Below are 17,812 nucleotides of genomic sequence, written 5' to 3' on the forward strand. Positions count from 1 at the left end.
ATAAAGAAAAAGGGAAATAGATGATTGAGATTTTTCGGGTTTGAAAATCTATATCCCTATCAAATTTAATGATTTATTTTAGGAACCCCATCGGTATAGTCTGTTAATTTACCTTAATTAACATCTAAAAAAAAGCTCCGCAATTTCTTGCGGAGCTTATCATATTTTAATTTAAATTACTTCAATCTGATTTCTCAAAAGATCTTCAAACTCGTCTCTCTTACGAATAAGATGAGCCTTTCCATCTAAGAAAAGTACTTCTGCTGGCTTCAGTCTGGAGTTGAAGTTCGAACTCATTTCAAAACCATAGGCTCCTGCAGTATGGAAGGCCAGAATATCTCCTTCTTTTACTTCATTTAATTTTCTATCCCAGGCAAATGTGTCCGTTTCACAGATATTTCCAACCACAGTATAAATCCTTTCAGGACCTTTTTGGTTCGATAAATTCTCAATAGTATGGTAAGAATCATAAAACATAGGACGGATCAGGTGATTGAATCCTGAATTAACCCCCACAAAAACCGTCGCTGTAGTTTGCTTGATAACATTAGCTTTTACCAAAAGATACCCACTTTTCCCAACAAGGAATTTTCCGGGCTCAAACCATAATTCAAATTTTTTACCTGTATTTTTAGAAAAATCGGCAATTACTTTCTCAACTTTTTTACCCAGTGTTTTCACGTCTGTCTCCATCTCACTTTCCTGATAAGGAATTTTGAAACCGCTTCCCATATCAAGGTATTTCAAATTAGGAAAATGCTCAGAAAGCTCTAACATAATATCCAATGCCTGTAAAAAAACATCCGGATCTTTGATCTCACTTCCTGTATGCATGTGAAGACCTTCAACATTAAGGTTGGTACTATTCATTACCCTTTCGATATGACGAACCTGGTGAATAGAAATACCGAACTTGCTATCGATATGACCTGTGGATATTTTATAATTTCCTCCAGCAAAAATATGAGGATTGATTCTTACGAGAATCGGATAAGTATCTCCGTATTTATTTCCAAATTGCTCAAGAATAGAGATATTATCAATATTAATGTGCACTCCATATTGCATAGCTTCTTCAATTTCAGCAAGATCCACACAATTTGGGGTAAACAATATTTTTTCTTTAGTAAATCCTGCCTTTAAACCAAGCTTTACTTCGTTAATAGAAACACAATCCAAAGAAGCACCCAGGTTCTTGACATACTTTAGAATGTTGATGTTAGTCAATGCCTTTGCGGCATAAAAGAACTTTGTGTGTTTTAAAAAAGAAGATGTAAGTTTTTCATATTGAGTTTTGATAGATTCAGCATCATAAACATACACCGGGGTGCCAAACTCATTGGCAATCTTTAATAATTCTTTTGAATTCATAATTTCATTTTAACATAAAAAAAAGCAGATTCTTTCCTCAAGAGTCCGCCACATTAACTATTTTTTATGCAAGACAACTCTTTTAAATATTCCAAACCTTAGAGAACTTTATAGCTCCCTTTTTTCCAGTTTTAATTTGCTTAAAATATTGCATTGCTTATTTTTATTTTTGCAAAAATACTATTTATTTTTTTATTCTATTCAAATTGATTTGAAAAGCCTCCACCTTCCTTTTTATCATTTAGGCAACGGGAGTGTCTCAAAATCACCGCGAAGCAGTGCTAACTGTAAATCATTAATCAGGTCAGAAGCAGGTAAAGGCAGGTCGATTTTCAGCTTGGAGAGCCTGCTCAGAGTCTGAATCTGTGTAAACAGTTCATAAAAACCGTATGAAACAACTTTACCATTTTCAATAATTAAAAATAATTTCTCACCCAATTTCCTTCCCGAGCCAAGCCATAGCTCATTACGGTTTTTAAAATCAATCTTTCTTTTAAAAATACTGATATCATCATATTCTCTCTGGCCGCCAATAAACTGGATTGCTTTTGATCCTTGTGTAAAAGACCTGAACTTCAGAATAGGTTTATCTTCTTTGTTCAGTTTATTTTTCTCAACAATATATTTATCGTTTCTGTGATAAAGGCCAAAAGGTAAAATTTCTCTCCTCTTGATATTTTTTGAATTGAGTATCAATCTGGCAATAATATCATTTCCAGTAAGTTCGAAACTAATCTGTTCTACCTCATTCTGTATCGTTTCCCATTTTTTGGATTTCGAATTAAATACTTTTTTTGAAAACTTATTGATATCCTGAACATACTCTGAAAGAATGATTTTTCCAGCTGCATTCTGAAAATACACAAACCCTCTTTCATTAGGTAAATCCTGCGTTAACAGCTTGATTTTGTTGATATAAGTCTTGGCATTGGATTCATCGTGATGTTTTTGTATAATCTCATTCTCAGTATCCTTTGAAACCAGCAGCCTGAACAACTCCAAAGTAGCCCTCGCGTCTCCGTCTGCCCTGTGATGATTGGTTAAAGGAATTCCAAGAGATTTTACGAGCTTACCCAGCGAATAGCTTGCTTCATCAGGAATGAGCTTTTTAGCTAACGGAATAGTATCTAAAGTATTGATTTTAAAATCGTAACCAAGACTTTTAAAAGATTGCCGAAGCATTCTGTAATCAAAATCAATATTGTGCCCGACCAAAGTAGTATTTTGGGTAATTTCAATGACTCTTTTTGCAATTTCATGAAATTTCGGAGCCGTTTTAACCATTTTAGGAGTAATCCCTGTCAGCTTTTGTACAAACGGAGTAATATCACTTTCCGGATTCACCAAAGAAATGAACTGGTCAACAATTTTCTGCCCGTCATACCGATAAATGGCAATATCTATAATGCATTCATGTCTATAACCTGCACCATTACTTTCTATATCTATAATTGAATACATTTAACCTGATGTTATAATATTTCTTCTGTTGCGGATTTTAATAATTTTTGTCATTAAAAGTCCGAAAATTAGCGTTAAAAAACTAAGCACATAACCCATGCCATACGTCCAAAGAGGCTGCATCATCGCATTTTGACCGTCTTTAACCATGGACACAAAAATGGCAAAAATAATATATAAACTGATAAGGCCCATAGTGCCTCCAAACAATTCATACATCCATTTTTTATTGAGCAGTAAAGGCAATCCCGCTAAAATAACAAAAATTATATCAAATATTCCAAAGTGGTTATGAATGGTATCCATTACGAGATTAACCGAAGCTAATCCGATACAATAAAAAGATGATACATTTTTCATGGTTATTAGATAAGAATTGCACTAATGTTTTTATTATCTCCTTCTTCCTCCCAGACCAAACATTCCCAAAACTGCTTTTGCCCCTTCACGCATCAATGTGGTGGTAAAAGTTCTTCCTGCTTTGCTCTGTAATACCTGTTCAAACATCCCTGGCTCTTCCTTTACCGGCTTTGCTCTTTGTGTAGGAGCCGGATTCTGTGCCGCCTGCTCCATTCTTGCCGTTAATATCTCATAAGCCGATTCTTTATCTATCGCTTCTTCATATTTAGCAACCAAAGCAGAATTTCCTGTTAATTCCGAAACCTCAGCATCATTCAAGACATCCATTCTCGATTCCGGAGAAATCAGGTAAGTCTGAACCAGAGGAGTAGGAATTCCTTTTTCATCCAACGCCGTTACAAAAGCTTCTCCAATTCCAAGATTCTGAATCAGATTAGAAGCATTATAAAATTCTGTTGTAGGATAGTTTTCCACTGCTTTTGAAATCTCTTTTTTATCTTTTGCAGTAAATCCTCTCAAAGCATGTTGAATTTTTAATCCTAACTGAGAAAGAACATTCTCAGGAACATCTCCGGGAATCTGTGTAATAAAATAAATACCTACCCCTTTTGAACGGATTAATTTAACCATTGTTTCAATTTGTGAAAGCAATGCCTTAGAAGCTTCATTAAAAATTAAATGCGCTTCATCAATAAATAAAACTAATTTAGGTTTTCCGCTATCTCCTTCTTCAGGAAATGTCATATAAATTTCCGCAAAGAGAGAAAGCATAAATGTTGAAAACAGCTGTGGTTTATTTTGTATATCGGCAACCCTTAAGATATTTACAACTCCTTTTCCATCCCTTGTCTCAAGTAAATCCTGAACATCAAAGCTCAGCTCACCGAAGAAATCAGTTGCTCCCTGTTGTTCTAAAGCGACTATTGATCTTAGAATAGTTCCCAAAGAAGCAGATGCTATTGATCCGTAATTGGAAGATAATTCTGCTTTACCTTCTGCATTATCAGTCACATATTGCAGGACTTTTTTCAGGTCATTTAGGTCGATTAAAGGAAGTCCTTTATCATCACAATATTTAAAAACAATTGACATAATACTCTGCTGGGTATCATTCAACTGTAAAATCTTGCTCAATAAAACCGGACCGAATTCTGTGACAGTAGCTCTCAATTTCACACCCTTACCACCGGAAATACTCATTAATTCAACAGGAAAGGCTTGTGGATTGTATGGAAGCTGGGTTTTTGCATATCTTTCTTCTATAATGGGATTCATTTCACCTGCTTCTGCAATTCCTGAGAAATCTCCTTTAATATCTAAAACTAAAGATGGAATCCCAGCATGTGATAACTGTTCCGCAAATACCTGAAGAGTTTTGGTTTTTCCTGTTCCGGTGGCTCCCGCAATAAGACCATGCCTGTTGATTGTTTTTAATGGAATGGTTACATTCACTTCGGTAACTACCTCCCCATCAAGCATACCTTTTCCTAATATAATATGATCTCCTTTCGGAGTATATCTAGCACTTAATTCATCAATAAATTGTTTTTTATCTGCCATTTGATTTTTTTTAACTTATAAATATAAAATTTTTTACAAAATATTAAGTCAACAAACTTGTATTCTTGCGAAGTTCTCTGATTAATTATTTCGTATTTCTTTTAAACAGACCCATTTCCTGTACGTAATTATTTTTGTTTTTTAAGCATGACAAAAAACAGTCTACCAATTTAGTATTTTAATAATCTGCCCTTTCTTGTTGAAAATAAATAACTTTCGATTCCTAAAACCGGGCAAAACCATTTAAATTGAAAGAAACTATCATTCAGATTTAACATTTCGTTTACAATTCATCTAATACTTTGTATCTTTAACTGAAATTTAATTTAAAACTAAGCAAATGAAAGTTGAACAAATATATACGGGCTGTCTAGCTCAGGGAGCCTATTATATTGTCTCAGAAAACGAAGCTGCAATTATAGATCCTCTAAGAGAGGTAAAACCATATCTGGACCGTCTTGAGAAAGACCATGTAACTTTAAAATATATTTTTGAAACACATTTCCATGCCGATTTTGTTTCCGGACACCTGGATTTAAGTAAAAAGACTGGTGCTCCTATTATTTACGGACCTACTGCTAAGCCGGAATTTGAAGCAACAATTGCTGAAGATTATCAAATCTTTGAAATTGGAAAAGTAAAAATAAAGGTTCTGCATACTCCGGGCCATACCATGGAAAGCACCACCTATCTTTTAATAGATGAAAATGATGTTGAAACAGCAATTTTCACGGGTGATACTTTATTTTTAGGAGATGTTGGCCGTCCGGATCTCGCTCAAAAAGCAACTAATCTCACGCAGGAGGACCTTGCGGGAATATTATATGAGAGTCTTCATAGCAAGATTATACCTTTAGCAGATACCATCACTGTTTATCCTGCACATGGAGCAGGTTCTGCCTGTGGAAAAAACATGCAGAAAGAAACAGTTGACACCCTTGGGAACCAAAAACGAACCAACTACGCTTTAAACCAACCCGATAAAGAATCTTTTATAAAAGAAGTTTTGGACGGCCTTACTGCCCCACCGAAATATTTCGGAATGAATGTAGCTTTGAATAAAGGGGGTTATGAAAGCATAGATACCGTAATGGATAAAGGTCTTAATCCAATTTCTGTAGAAGATTTTGAGATCATCGCTGAAGACTCCGGAGCACTTATTTTAGATACCAGAAGCGCTGCCGATTTCCATAAAGGCTTTATTCCTAATTCTATTAATATCGGACTGAAAGGAGATTTTGCTCCTTGGGTAGGAACATTGATCGTAGACGTAAAACATCCACTGTTATTGGTTTCAGATAAAGGAACCGAAGAAGAAGTGATTACCCGGTTAAGCAGAGTTGGATTTGATAACGTTTTAGGGTATTTGAATGGAGGTTTTCAATCATGGCAGAATGCCAATAAAGAAACTGATGAGATTAAAAGGATTTCTCCTTCAGAATTTGTAGAAGAATTCAATGATCAGTCTACGGTTATTGATGTCAGAAAACTGACTGAGTATGCAGCTGAACATATTGATAACGCATTTAATAAGCCATTAGACTCCATCAGCGACTGGATCAGTTCAATTGATGACTCGGAACATTTCTTCCTTCATTGCGCAGGAGGATATAGAAGCATGATTGCCGCAAGCATTCTTAACTCACACGGGATCAGAAATTTCACTGAAATCGAAGGAGGTTTTAACGGAATTAAAAAAACGGAAAAACTACCCACTTCGGATTTTGTCTGCCAGTCGAAAACATTGTAAATTAACGAATGAGAAATAAGGTTTGCGGATTTATTTTTGCTGTATCTGTAACGTTAAGTGCATGTAAAAATTCAAGTGTATCGAAGAATAATGCCCCAGCTGATATTAAACAAATAGTAAACAGTAGTGATGTTACTTTGGTAGACGTTAGAATTCCGGAGCAGTATAAGGAAGGAACAGCAAAAGATGCAATCAACATCCCGCTTGCTGAGATTCAAAATAATATTGAGTCCTTAAAAGGCAAAAAAGTAGTGGTTTTTTGCAACAAAGGAATCCAGGCGGACCAGGCAGTAGAGATTTTAAAGAAAAACGGAGTGGAAGCCTATGACGGGACAAGCTGGAAAAATGTAAAGGCAATCCAGAAAGAGGCTGATAGCCCCAAATAATAAAAACACCAAAAATCATGTCAGAAAAATTTAAAGAATTAATTAATTCCGAAAGACCTGTTTTAATTGACTTTTTTGCGACCTGGTGCCAACCGTGTAAGGTTCAGTCGTCAGTACTCACAACAGTTAAAGAAAATGTAGGTGAAGGAGCAAGAATTATTAAAGTAGACGTAGACCAGTATCCGGCTATTGCTTCACAATATGGAGTTCGTGGTGTCCCTACTTTGGCTATATTTAAACACGGAGAACTTTTGTGGAAAGAAAGTGGCGTACATGACGTCAATACTTTAACCCAATTGCTGAAACAATATGAATAAAGCTGTGAAATTTCACAGCTTTTTTATTTCGATAATTACATCTGAATTGAAAATTGATCCCGGTCATTCAAAAACTGGAAATGCTTTCTGAAATCCAAAAGCTCATTCATATTCAATTCTGCAGACACAATATTCTTTTCTTTTTGGGCAATGTCTCTTCCATCAGCAAAAAAACAATGTGAGCTTTCCTGATAGAATAAATTATTTCCATCGGTTCCTATCCTGTTCAATCCAAAAACGTATGATAAATTTTCAATAGCCCTGGCTTTCAGCAAGTGCTCCCAGGCTCCCACTCGCTTCTCCGGCCAATTGGCTACATAAAAGATTGCATCATAATCATCATTATTTCTTGCAAAAACAGGAAAACGAAGATCGTAGCAAACCTGAAGCAAAATGCGGAATCCTTTATATTCAACAATAACCCTTTCTTTTCCTGGGGTATACACCTTATCCTCTCCAGAGAAAGAGAACAAATGTCTTTTATCATAAAAAACAACTGACGAATCAGGCTTTACGAAATACAACCTGTTGTAAAATTTCCCATCTTGTTCTACAGGAGCACTTCCACAAAAAGCGGATCCTTTCTCTTTTGACATCTTGTGTAAGAAACTTAAAGCTTCCTCATTACGGTCTGAAACCTCAGAAGCATCCATACAAAAACCTGTTGAGAACATTTCGGGTAAAAGAAAAATATCAGCATCCTGATTATTTAATTCCTCTTCTATTAAACGAAAGTTACTTTCCTTATCTTTCCAGATAATATCTAAATTTAATCCTTTAATTTTCATAAAAGTCGTTCAAAATCTTGTATAAAAATAGGATTTTTAATCGGTTTCGGTTCTATTTTTGTAGCTGATTATTCTTAATTAATAGAACTAAAGTGTAATATTTATGAAGAAATTGGTTTTTATTTTAGCGGTCTTCTTCTTTGGAACTGCCGTAAATGCCCAGGCATGGACAGGAAAGGGTGATCAGAAAGTGCAATTGGGATTCAGTGCATGGGGATATGGAACAGGAATTACAGGGACTTATGATTACGGGCTCAATAAACTTATATCAGTTGGTGCCGGGCTGAACGGCTACTTTAGCGGATATAAAAATAATGACAATGACAACAAGGTCTTCATCTTTGGAAGGCTTAATTTTCATTTAAAAGAAGCATTACAGCTCCCTGAAAAGCTGGACATTTATCCCGGAGTTGATCTTGGGGTTCTCGGAAAAGATTTTGGAATCGGCGCCCATATCGGTGCCCGTTACTTTTTCACTGAGAGAATCGGTGTATTTGCAGAAGTTGGAAACAATGGCAGCCTGGGGGTTTCCCTTAATTTGTAAAAACAGTCTTAATATATGACAAAGCTTCTCTATATGAGGAGCTTTTTTATTTGGCATAGTTTTGATAATTGTTACCTTTGCAAATTAAAATCTAAAATTTATTAATGGAATTAGCAATTAAAATTTTTCAATTCATATTAAGCATTTCTATCTTAGTCGTTCTTCATGAACTGGGGCATTTTTTGCCCGCCAAATGGTTCAAAACCAAAGTAGAAAAGTTTTATTTATTTTTCGATCCTTGGTTTTCTATCGCAAAGAAAAAAATCGGTGAAACAGAATACGGTATCGGATGGCTTCCTTTTGGAGGCTACGTGAAAATCGCCGGAATGGTGGATGAAAGCATGGATACCGAACAATTAAAACAACCGGCACAACCATGGGAATTCCGTGCAAAACCGGCTTGGCAGAGACTTATCATTATGTTGGGAGGAGTTACGGTAAACTTTTTCCTTGCGTGGTTAATTTATAGCTGTCTTTCTCTTTTTAATGGAGAAATGTATACAGATCTTACAAAATTTGACAATGGTATCGGCGTAACAGATGCCGGTAAAAAAATGGGATTCCAAAATGGTGATAAAATTGTCTCTATCGATGGAAAACCAGCAGAAAGATTGGAAAATTCAGCTATTAATATACTTTTTAGTGATCATGTTACTGTTCTTAGAGGGGGTAAGGAAATTACATTCAAAGTGAATGAAGATGGTGTAGCTGATGTTATCAGACAAAGAGAAGCAAAGCTTTATATCACTCCCAGAATTCCCATGATCATTGATTCTTTAGCGACTCCTTCTTCAAAAGCATCAGGGTTGGCGAAAGGCGATAGAATTGTAGCCATCAATGGTAAACCAACTCCTTTCTTCGACGAGGTAAGTTCTACATTAGCTGAAAATAAAGGAAAAACAGTAAGCATTGAGGTTAATCGTGGTACTGAAAAGCAAACTATCTCCGCACCAGTAGATAAAAATGGTAAATTAGGAATTGCTGTTGACCAAAAAAGTCTTGCAAGTGTAGTTACTGACAAAAAATACTCTTTCGGAGAATCTATTCCAAGAGGTTTTGAAAGAACCATTGAAGCTTTAACCATGCAGGTAAAGCAGTTCAAAATTATGTTCAACTCTAAAATTCAAGGATACAAAAATGTAGGTGGACCTATTGCAATTGTAAAATCTATGCCCGTAAATAAGGCAGCAGATGGTAGCTTTGCGATTAACTGGCCTGCATTCTGGAGCTTTACAGCAATGTTTTCGATCTGGCTGGCTTTCCTGAATCTTATTCCTATTCCAGGATTAGATGGGGGACACGTTTTATTTACATTGTATGAAATTATTTTCGGAAAACCAGTTCCTCAAAAAGTATTGGAAAATGCACAAATGATTGGTGTTATCTTTCTGTTAGGCTTAATGTTACTGATTTTCGGAAGCGATATCTTTAAAATATTCACAGGAAAATTATAATATTTTTTAAATTTTCAAAAGAAAAATTTGCCTGGTATAAATATTCGTCCTATATTTGCACCACTTAAAAACAAAGGGACATTCCTCCTTAGCTCAGTTGGTTAGAGCATCTGACTGTTAATCAGAGGGTCGCTGGTTCGAGCCCAGCAGGAGGAGCAAAAAGACTTACATTTCTGTAAGTCTTTTTTTTGCATATCACATTTAATAATGCAAAAGATCCTGATATTCTTAAAAAATTAGATATTTGCAACTTATTAAATAATTATAAGAGGAAATATTTTGCAGAGCAAAGTATGACAACATATCCCCAGGAATATCTAATTATCTCATGAAAAGAATCTTTATTTCGTTATTAGCAGCCTTTGCTAGCATTCAAGTTTCAGCACAGGAAAAATCTTATTTTTTATCAAGTCCTTCATTAAGCCCGGATGGGAAAACCGCTTATTTTGCTTATGATGGAGACATCTGGAAAGTGGACTCCAATGGCGGAAACGCTTCCAGAATCACAGCCCTGGAGGGAGAGGAAATTAATCCACGCATTTCTCCAGACGGAAAATGGCTTGCATTCAGTTCCAATCAATACGGAAATTATGACGTGTATGTGATGCCTGCTGAAGGAGGAAGCATTAAACAGTTAACATTTCACACAGGAAAAGATGAAATAGAAAACTGGGGATGGGACAGTAAAACTATTTATTTTACCTCAAACAGGAATAATAACTTTGGAAGTTTTAAAACTACTATTGAAGGCAAAACACCACAAAAGCTTTTCAACAATTACTTTAATAATACAAACGGCCTGGCAGAAACTCCTGCGGGTGAATATCTTTTCACAAGTTCATCAGAAAGCGCCAATCAGGTACATCGCAAACACTATAAAGGAGAAAACAATCCTGATATTTTAGGTTATAATCCCAAGAACAATTCCTTTAAACAATATACGAACTATGCAGGAAAAGATTTTAATCCGAGCGTAGATAAAAATGGGACTATTTATTTTATTTCTGATGAAAATAACAATGAATATAATCTTTATGAACTTAAAAATGGCAAAAAGGCACCTTTAACACAATTTGAAACCTCTATTAAAAAGCCATTTGTTTCAGCTAACGGATCCAAAGTAATATTTGAAAAAGATTATCAGCTTTACACCTATGACGTAGCTACAAAAGATATAAAAGCTCTTAATATAAGCCTTAACACAAATAAAACACTGGAGAAAGAACAAAATTTTAATATAGAAAATAATATTTCTTATTATGATATTTCATCAGATGGTAAGAAAATAGCTTTTGTGAGCCGTGGTGTTCTTTTTGTTTCTGATATTGAAGGAAAGTTTACACAACAGATATCTGACGGAAAGGAACGTGTAATGGAAGTAAAATGGCTGAAGGACAATCGCACATTACTTTTTAACCAGACTTACCAGGGATATCAAAACTGGTTTAGTATTGCTGCAGACGGAAAAGGCCAGGTAAAACAATTAACTGCTGATTTGCGTAACAACCGCAATATAACCCTGAATAACGACCTTTCAAAAGCAGTGTATTTAAGTGGTCGTGATGAAGTAAGATTAATGGACTTAAAGAGTTTACACTCTACAACTATCGTAAAAGATGAAATCTGGGCTTTTCAAAATTCAAAACCTTCTTTTTCTCCCAATAACGAATATGTACTGTTCTCTGCAAAAAGAAATTTTGAACTGGACATCTTTGTTTATCATATCGGAAAAGGCAAAATCATAAATCTTACCAACACCGGCGTTTCAGAGGAAGATCCTTTTTGGTCACCCAATGGTAAGTATATTTATTTTACAAGTGACCGAACGAACCCTTCTTATCCGCTAGGTATGCAGAAATCTAATATTTACAGAATGGCGCTGGATTGGTTTGATGAGCCTTACAAATCTGAAAGATTCGATAAGCTATTTACTGAGGAGGTAAAGAAACCTGAAACGACAAAGGAAAACAAGGATAAAAAAGAAGAAGACAAAGAAAAAAAGGAAGAAAAAGAAATTGTTGTAAAAGAATTGAAAATTAATCCTGAAAACACTTTGGAAAGGATTGAGCTGGTTACAGACAGGTATGGATACCAGGAAGATCCTACCGTTTTCATGGACGACAAAAAGGAAATTTTATTCTTTAATTCCAATCAGGATAATGGAAAGAAACAACTTTTCAAAAAGGTTTTCACGGATTTTGAAACCGCTAAATCAGAAAAGGTTTTCGATAAAGAAGCCAGCTATATCATCAAAAATGACAAGTCTTTTTTTACATTAATAGAGGGTAACATTTATAAAATGGCCATAGCAACATTAAAGCCAGAAAAGATAAATATCCAGTATACTTTTAACAAAAATCTCGCTTCTGAATTTACCCAGATGTATGATGAAACATGGACTGGGGTTGAAGAAAATTTCTATGATGAAAAATTCCATGGCATCAACTGGAAAGCAAAAAAGGAGCAGTATGCTAAATATCTTCCGTATATCAATAACAGAAATGATCTGCGAATTTTATTGAATGACCTGTTGGGAGAACTCAATTCTTCACATACGGGATTTTCTTCAACAGGAAAGGAAGAAACCAGATATCTGAATTATTTTACCAATGAAACAGGGATTATCTTTAAAAAGGACCAGCCTTATAGTGTAGAAGGTATTGTAAGAAAATCACCCGCTTTCCGTTCCGGGGTTGACATTAAACCAGGAGATCAATTGATTGCTGTAAATGGAAAAAATATTGACGTACACGAAAATCGTGAATCTTATTTTACAAGTCCTAAAAAGCAGGAAGAAATTATTCTTACTTTCACACGCAATGGCAAGGAAATAACCACCAAGGTACATCCAATTTCAAATACAGAATTAAAAGGACTTTTGTATGACGACTGGATATTCAATAATCGGCAACGCGTAAATCAGATGAGCAACAGCCGCATTGCCTATTCATATATGAAAAATATGACTACTGATGAACTGGACCGCTTCCTTCTGGATATGGTGGAGCAGGAAATTCAAAAAGAAGCTGTTATTCTCGATTTACGCTATAATACGGGCGGAAACGTTCATGATAAAGTATTAAATTTCCTTTCTCAAAAACCTTATTTACAATGGAAATACCGGGAAGGAAAAATGACCACACAGCCCAATTTCGCACCTTCCGGAAAGCCTATTGTTCTTTTGATCAACGAAGCTTCGCTGAGTGATGCCGAAATGACCGCTGCCGGTTTCAAGGCTCTGAAATTAGGAAAAATCATTGGCCAGGACACCTATCGATGGATTATCTTCACTTCCGGAAAAAGTCTTGTAGATGGCTCTTATTATAGGCTTCCTGCATGGGGAACGTATACTCTGGATGGCCAGAACCTGGAAAAAACAGGTGTAAAACCGGACATCTATATTAAAAACACATTCATAGACCGACAGCAAGATCATGACCCGCAACTGGAAAGAGCGGTACAGGAAATCCTTAAAGATTTAAAGAAATAAAAAAACAAGACTTACAGAAATGTAGGTCTTGTTTTTTGCATGTATTTTGCTTAATATCAACTAAAAACAGACAAATGCCTTATTTATCCAGGATTTATTTAAACGAAGACCATCCGAAGGATTTTCCCTTCAACCTTCCTTTTTTGAGTAGTGGATTAAATCTTAGACTTCGAAGCAATGTCACTTTCTTTGTTGGTGAAAATGGGATTGGAAAATCAACTTTGCTAGAAGCTATTGCCGAAAAATGCGATTTCAATGTTTCGGGAGGAAATAGAAATCATAATTATAATTTTCATAAAACGGAATCCGAACTGGCAGAACACCTTAAACTTTCATGGGATACCAAAACAGCACAAGGCTTTTTTATGAGGGCAGAAAGCTTTTTTAATTTCGCAACATATATTGATGAAGTAGCCGAAGAAGACAGAAGTGTTTTAGATGCTTACGGGGGAAAATCTCTTCATCAGCAATCCCATGGCGAAGCTTTTTTATCATTATTTCATAACCATTTTCAGAAAGGCATTTATATCCTTGATGAGCCGGAAGCCGCTCTTTCTCCGCAAAGACAACTTTCCCTATTGTCAATTATTCACAAGCTGGAAAAAGCTGGAAAAGCCCAATTCATTATTTCCAGCCATTCACCTATTTTGATGAGCTATCCGGAAGCTGAAGTCTATTTACTGGATGATAAAATTAAACAGATTGATTATAAAGAAACGGAGCATTATCAGTTAACAAAAAGTTTTTTAGAATCCCCGGAATTGTATTTCCGTTATTTATTTGAGGATTACTCCATTTAATAAGATGACAAGCAAAATATTTCTTATTGAAATTCAACCTATTTACTTTAAAATCATTGATAATTGAACGTAAAACTTGCCTGATATAAATATTCATATTATATTTGCACCACTTAAAACAAAGGAAAATTCCTCCTTAGCTCAGTTGGTTAGAGCATCTGACTGTTAATCAGAGGGTCGCTGGTTCGAGCCCAGCAGGAGGAGCAAAAAAGACTTACAGAAATGTAAGTCTTTTTTATTTTTCATTCGGAATAAATTCTGTCCTATCCTATTGTCTTTTAAAATCATAGGTCATAATTAATCAAATTGGTCCTGTTATTTTTGTTACATTTGCATTTTTGTAAATACACACGAAATTTTTTTAAATCTTATCCGTTTTAAATAAACAGCATACTTTTTGTTTATGCTAAATGCTTGAAGAAATACCTAATGTTAATTAATAACTCTAAATACCACTATCTCTACCTTTTTCTTTTATTTTCCGGTATTGTATGCGCACAAAATGCTGCAAGTGGCAAAATTGTTGATGCCAAAACCAATAAAGAAGTTACCGGGGTGGATGTATTTATCAATGATAGTAATCAACCTTTTTTAACAACAACTACGGGAGCCTTCAGCGTTCAATCAGACAGTATTATTTACAAATTAAAATTCTTAAGAAAAAGCTATGCCTTACAAAGTATAGATGTTACCCCAGATAATGCCAATAATATCTTCGTAAAGCTTTCCAAAGAAAAGGTGGAAAACATTGAAGAAGTTGTGATCCATAACGAGAAAACAAAATATAAAAACAAGAAGGAAAATCCCGCTTATGCCATTATGCAGGAAGTATGGAAAAGAAAAAGAAATAATGGTCTAAGTAAATTCGATACCTACACTTATAAGGAATACGAAAAAATACAGTTTGACGCTAATAATCTGGACAGCGCCTTTATGAAGAGAAAGATCTTCAACAAGCTGGATTTCATCTTTGATTATGCCGACTCAACGGCAAGTGGAAAAATGGCTCTGCCCATCTTCCTGAATGAATCAATTTATGAAAATTACGGAGAAAATAAGCCCGGCAAGAAAACCAAAAAGCTTTTAATAGCTCAAAAAACATCTGGTTTTCAGGATAATCAAATTGTAACTTTAACGGCAAAAAATCTCTACAGGGACATCAATATCTATGACAATAACCTGAATTATTTTGATATTGGTTTTCCAAGTCCTGTAGGAACTGATGGTTTTAGTACGTATGACTATAATCTGATCGATACGATTGCTATACATGGTGAGAATGCTTATAAAATCAGGTATCAGCCTAAAAGAACAGAAATTTTAGCATTTCAGGGCTATCTTTATATTGATACCGACACTTATGCAGTTTTAGGAGCGACGTTAAAATCAACACAAAAAATGAATGTAAATTTCGTCAATGGGATTTCCACAGAGCTGGAATACGACAACCCCGACGAAAATACTTTCCTGCCTAGAAAATTTGTAACCGTAGTAGAGCTGACCCCTTTCTCAAAAAAGAAAACATCTAAAAGTATCATCGCTAAAAGAACTGTAGACTATTCGGAATATGAATTTAACAAGCCACTTGCTCCATCGGTTTTCACCCGAAAGGAGGAAGAGTATGACAATAAATTTGTAGATAAGGATGATGCTTACTGGGCTAAAGCGAGACCTGATACGCTATCCAAATCTGAACAGGGAGTCTATGATATGCTTGATAAGCTTCAGAAGGTCCCGAAATTCAACCGGATTGTAAAGTTATATGAAACCCTTGGATCAGGATACTACAACATAACAAAGGGAATAGATTTGGGTCCCATTTTTTCAGTTTATGGAGTAAACGAAGTAGAGGGAGACAGAATAAGACTGGGAGCGAGAAGTTATTTTTCCATGAACGATCCTTGGAGAATCCAGTTTTATACAGCATATGGATTTAAAGATCAGCAGTTCAAATATGGTGTTGAAGCAAAATATATGTTTAATAAAGTCAACCGGTTTATGATCGGAGCTGGCACCAGAAGAGATGTTATGCAGCTCGGTGTTCAGCTAACAACTGATGACGGAATCATGTCTCGTACATTTGCCTCGTCTACAGTCTTCGCAAGGGGAGATAATGCCTCTTTAAGCTCCCTGAATCAAACTAATGTATTTGCTTCTATTGAGCCATGGAAGAACTTTCAAATACGGGTAGATGGAACTATGCAAAGCATCAAATCAGCAAATCCTGACGGCTTCAACCTTATGTATTACAGAAACGGAGAATTAAGAAAAACCGTTAATGATTCCCATGTAACCCTTAGCTTAATAGCAAGACCTGGTGCTAAATTTTCACAAACCGGAGTTGACAGACACGAACATGGAACCTTGGCTCCTACTATTGTTTTAAAGTACACAAGAGGACTGGAAGGCCTGTTTAATGCTGATTTCAATTATAATAAACTACAATTCTTATTTTACAAACCGGTATTAATCGGAAGCTGGGGAAAAACACTAATCAATTTTGAAGCAGGAAAAAACTTCAATACAGTTCCGCTAGCCTTACAAAATATAATTCCCGGAAACCAATCTTATAGTTTGGTAGGAAATACATTTGCACAACTTAATTATTATGAGTTCGTTGCAGATACATATACGACGCTGCATCTGGAACATCATTTCAATGGTAAAATCCTTTCCTATATTCCACTAATCAAGAAACTCAAATTAAGAGAAATAGCTTTTATCAGAAGTGCATACGGAACACTGAGCGATGCATCTAAAAAGATTAACGTTGAAGGTTTTAAGTATTCTGCTCCTAGTGATCATATTTATTATGAATACGGTTTCGGAATTGAAAATATTGGATTTGGAAACCTGAGGATCTTCAGGGTAGATTTCAACTGGAGAGGCAACTACCTCAACAGGCCTGACATTTCTACATTTGGCGTAAAAGCAGGATTCCAGGTAGGCTTTTAAAATACTTTAGAAAGACAAATAATTTCCATCTGATAAGCAAGTAAAAACATTCAAGAATATCGAGCATTATTCCGTTATCAAAATAGATTAAAGGCAAAATATAGGCTACTACAGCTAAGCCGGTTTAGAACAGCCAGAAACACTAGAAGAGATCATTACAGCTCAAGATCAGCAACATCATTTTTTTAAGATCCTTTTATGTAGGCTTTCCCGGATTTTCAAGACAAAATTAGGATATTGAAAAAATTCCATACCATTTAAACATAAAAAAGCCTCAACAATGTTGAGGCTTTTATTTTATAGAACGCTTAAATTAAGCGTTTGGTTCTACAGATACAAAAGATCTGTTATTTGCTTTCTTTCTGAAAACTACTTTACCGTCTACTAATGCAAACAAAGTATGGTCTTTACCCATCCCCACGTTTTCACCTGGGTGGTGTTGAGTACCTCTCTGTCTGATAATAATATTACCGGCAATAGCTTCTTGTCCACCGAAAATCTTTACACCTAATCTTTTAGAGTGAGATTCTCTACCGTTTTTGGAACTACCGACTCCTTTCTTGTGTGCCATTTTAT

General features: G+C 35.4%; 14 protein-coding genes and 2 tRNA genes. 10 read left to right on the plus strand and 6 right to left on the minus strand.

The features are described from left to right. Nucleotides 1-171: 171 nt before the first annotated feature. From lysA to MTQ00_RS15125, 4 genes are all read right to left on the minus strand, one after another. Nucleotides 172-1,371, minus strand: coding sequence for a diaminopimelate decarboxylase (gene lysA / locus MTQ00_RS15110; protein ID WP_273650135.1), 1,200 nt, complete (start codon nucleotides 1,369-1,371; stop codon nucleotides 172-174). 237 nt (nucleotides 1,372-1,608) lie between these two features. Continuing rightward, entirely contained in the window at nucleotides 1,609-2,832 is a 1,224-nt protein-coding gene (locus tag MTQ00_RS15115; RefSeq protein WP_273650136.1) for a 3'-5' exonuclease, read from the minus strand. Continuing rightward, nucleotides 2,833-3,192: a hypothetical protein gene (locus MTQ00_RS15120; protein WP_273650137.1), complete on the minus strand. Its 360-nt coding sequence runs from the start codon at nucleotides 3,190-3,192 to the stop codon at nucleotides 2,833-2,835. Nucleotides 3,193-3,225: 33 nt separating this feature from the next. Next, complete coding sequence (locus MTQ00_RS15125; RefSeq protein WP_273650139.1) at nucleotides 3,226-4,752, minus strand: helicase HerA-like domain-containing protein; 1,527 nt, start codon at nucleotides 4,750-4,752, stop codon at nucleotides 3,226-3,228. Between the two features lie 340 nt (nucleotides 4,753-5,092). Here MTQ00_RS15125 and MTQ00_RS15130 point away from each other — a divergent pair, with 340 nt between their 5' ends. From MTQ00_RS15130 to MTQ00_RS15140, 3 genes are read left to right on the plus strand one after another with little or no spacing between them, the layout of a single operon-like run. Beyond that, entirely contained in the window at nucleotides 5,093-6,502 is a 1,410-nt protein-coding gene (locus MTQ00_RS15130; RefSeq protein WP_273650141.1) for an MBL fold metallo-hydrolase, read from the plus strand. An 8-nt stretch (nucleotides 6,503-6,510) separates the two neighbouring features. Further along, complete coding sequence (locus MTQ00_RS15135) at nucleotides 6,511-6,888, plus strand: rhodanese-like domain-containing protein (RefSeq protein WP_273650142.1); 378 nt, start codon at nucleotides 6,511-6,513, stop codon at nucleotides 6,886-6,888. A 17-nt stretch (nucleotides 6,889-6,905) separates the two neighbouring features. Next, a complete protein-coding gene (locus tag MTQ00_RS15140; RefSeq protein ID WP_172281416.1) occupies nucleotides 6,906-7,205 on the plus strand; it encodes a thioredoxin family protein in 300 nt (99 codons plus the stop codon). Nucleotides 7,206-7,240: 35 nt separating this feature from the next. Here MTQ00_RS15140 and MTQ00_RS15145 read toward each other — a convergent pair whose 3' ends face one another. Further along, on the minus strand, nucleotides 7,241-7,993 hold the full coding sequence (locus MTQ00_RS15145) for a nitrilase-related carbon-nitrogen hydrolase (RefSeq protein ID WP_273650143.1): 753 nt from the start codon (nucleotides 7,991-7,993) through the stop codon (nucleotides 7,241-7,243). 103 nt (nucleotides 7,994-8,096) lie between these two features. Here MTQ00_RS15145 and MTQ00_RS15150 point away from each other — a divergent pair, with 103 nt between their 5' ends. The 7 genes from MTQ00_RS15150 to MTQ00_RS15180 all read left to right on the plus strand — a co-directional run bounded on the left by MTQ00_RS15150 (nucleotide 8,097) and on the right by MTQ00_RS15180 (nucleotide 17,236). Further along, nucleotides 8,097-8,537 (plus strand): DUF6646 family protein, encoded by a 441-nt coding sequence (locus MTQ00_RS15150; RefSeq protein WP_172281420.1) that lies wholly within the window; start codon nucleotides 8,097-8,099, stop codon nucleotides 8,535-8,537. 104 nt (nucleotides 8,538-8,641) lie between these two features. Continuing rightward, entirely contained in the window at nucleotides 8,642-9,991 is a 1,350-nt protein-coding gene (gene rseP / locus MTQ00_RS15155; RefSeq protein WP_273650145.1) for an RIP metalloprotease RseP, read from the plus strand. 82 nt (nucleotides 9,992-10,073) lie between these two features. Continuing rightward, nucleotides 10,074-10,147: transfer RNA gene (locus MTQ00_RS15160), tRNA-Asn, on the plus strand. Between the two features lie 172 nt (nucleotides 10,148-10,319). Then, nucleotides 10,320-13,481, plus strand: coding sequence for a S41 family peptidase (locus tag MTQ00_RS15165; RefSeq protein WP_273650147.1), 3,162 nt, complete (start codon nucleotides 10,320-10,322; stop codon nucleotides 13,479-13,481). A 74-nt stretch (nucleotides 13,482-13,555) separates the two neighbouring features. Next, entirely contained in the window at nucleotides 13,556-14,281 is a 726-nt protein-coding gene (locus MTQ00_RS15170; protein WP_273650150.1) for an AAA family ATPase, read from the plus strand. Nucleotides 14,282-14,411: 130 nt separating this feature from the next. Next, a tRNA-Asn gene (locus MTQ00_RS15175) sits at nucleotides 14,412-14,485 on the plus strand. A gap of 225 nt (nucleotides 14,486-14,710) precedes the next feature. Next, on the plus strand, nucleotides 14,711-17,236 hold the full coding sequence (locus MTQ00_RS15180) for a DUF5686 family protein (RefSeq protein ID WP_273650152.1): 2,526 nt from the start codon (nucleotides 14,711-14,713) through the stop codon (nucleotides 17,234-17,236). Between the two features lie 313 nt (nucleotides 17,237-17,549). On the opposite strand, the gene rpmA is transcribed toward MTQ00_RS15180, so the two are convergent. Then, on the minus strand, nucleotides 17,550-17,807 hold the full coding sequence (gene rpmA, locus MTQ00_RS15185; RefSeq protein WP_007842221.1) for a 50S ribosomal protein L27: 258 nt from the start codon (nucleotides 17,805-17,807) through the stop codon (nucleotides 17,550-17,552). Nucleotides 17,808-17,812 lie beyond the last annotated feature (5 nt).

Origin of the sequence: Chryseobacterium sp. B21-037 (assembly GCF_028570785.1) — a bacterium.
Lineage (GTDB): Bacteria > Bacteroidota > Bacteroidia > Flavobacteriales > Weeksellaceae > Chryseobacterium > Chryseobacterium proteolyticum.

Excerpts from the sequence above, each read along its gene's own strand:
- MTQ00_RS15145 (WP_273650143.1), bottom strand. The coding sequence starts at position 7,993 with ATGAAAATTAAAGGATTAAATTTAGATATTATCTGGAAAGATAAGGAA.
- MTQ00_RS15115 (WP_273650136.1), bottom strand. The coding sequence starts at position 2,832 with ATGTATTCAATTATAGATATAGAAAGTAATGGTGCAGGTTATAGACAT.
- MTQ00_RS15135 (WP_273650142.1), top strand. The coding sequence starts at position 6,511 with ATGAGAAATAAGGTTTGCGGATTTATTTTTGCTGTATCTGTAACGTTA.
- MTQ00_RS15165 (WP_273650147.1), top strand. The coding sequence starts at position 10,320 with ATGAAAAGAATCTTTATTTCGTTATTAGCAGCCTTTGCTAGCATTCAA.
- MTQ00_RS15125 (WP_273650139.1), bottom strand. The coding sequence starts at position 4,752 with ATGGCAGATAAAAAACAATTTATTGATGAATTAAGTGCTAGATATACT.
- MTQ00_RS15120 (WP_273650137.1), bottom strand. The coding sequence starts at position 3,192 with ATGAAAAATGTATCATCTTTTTATTGTATCGGATTAGCTTCGGTTAAT.
- MTQ00_RS15130 (WP_273650141.1), top strand. The coding sequence starts at position 5,093 with ATGAAAGTTGAACAAATATATACGGGCTGTCTAGCTCAGGGAGCCTAT.
- MTQ00_RS15170 (WP_273650150.1), top strand. The coding sequence starts at position 13,556 with ATGCCTTATTTATCCAGGATTTATTTAAACGAAGACCATCCGAAGGAT.
- lysA (WP_273650135.1), bottom strand. The coding sequence starts at position 1,371 with ATGAATTCAAAAGAATTATTAAAGATTGCCAATGAGTTTGGCACCCCG.
- MTQ00_RS15180 (WP_273650152.1), top strand. The coding sequence starts at position 14,711 with ATGTTAATTAATAACTCTAAATACCACTATCTCTACCTTTTTCTTTTA.
- rseP (WP_273650145.1), top strand. The coding sequence starts at position 8,642 with ATGGAATTAGCAATTAAAATTTTTCAATTCATATTAAGCATTTCTATC.
- rpmA (WP_007842221.1), bottom strand. The coding sequence starts at position 17,807 with ATGGCACACAAGAAAGGAGTCGGTAGTTCCAAAAACGGTAGAGAATCT.
- MTQ00_RS15150 (WP_172281420.1), top strand. The coding sequence starts at position 8,097 with ATGAAGAAATTGGTTTTTATTTTAGCGGTCTTCTTCTTTGGAACTGCC.
- MTQ00_RS15140 (WP_172281416.1), top strand. The coding sequence starts at position 6,906 with ATGTCAGAAAAATTTAAAGAATTAATTAATTCCGAAAGACCTGTTTTA.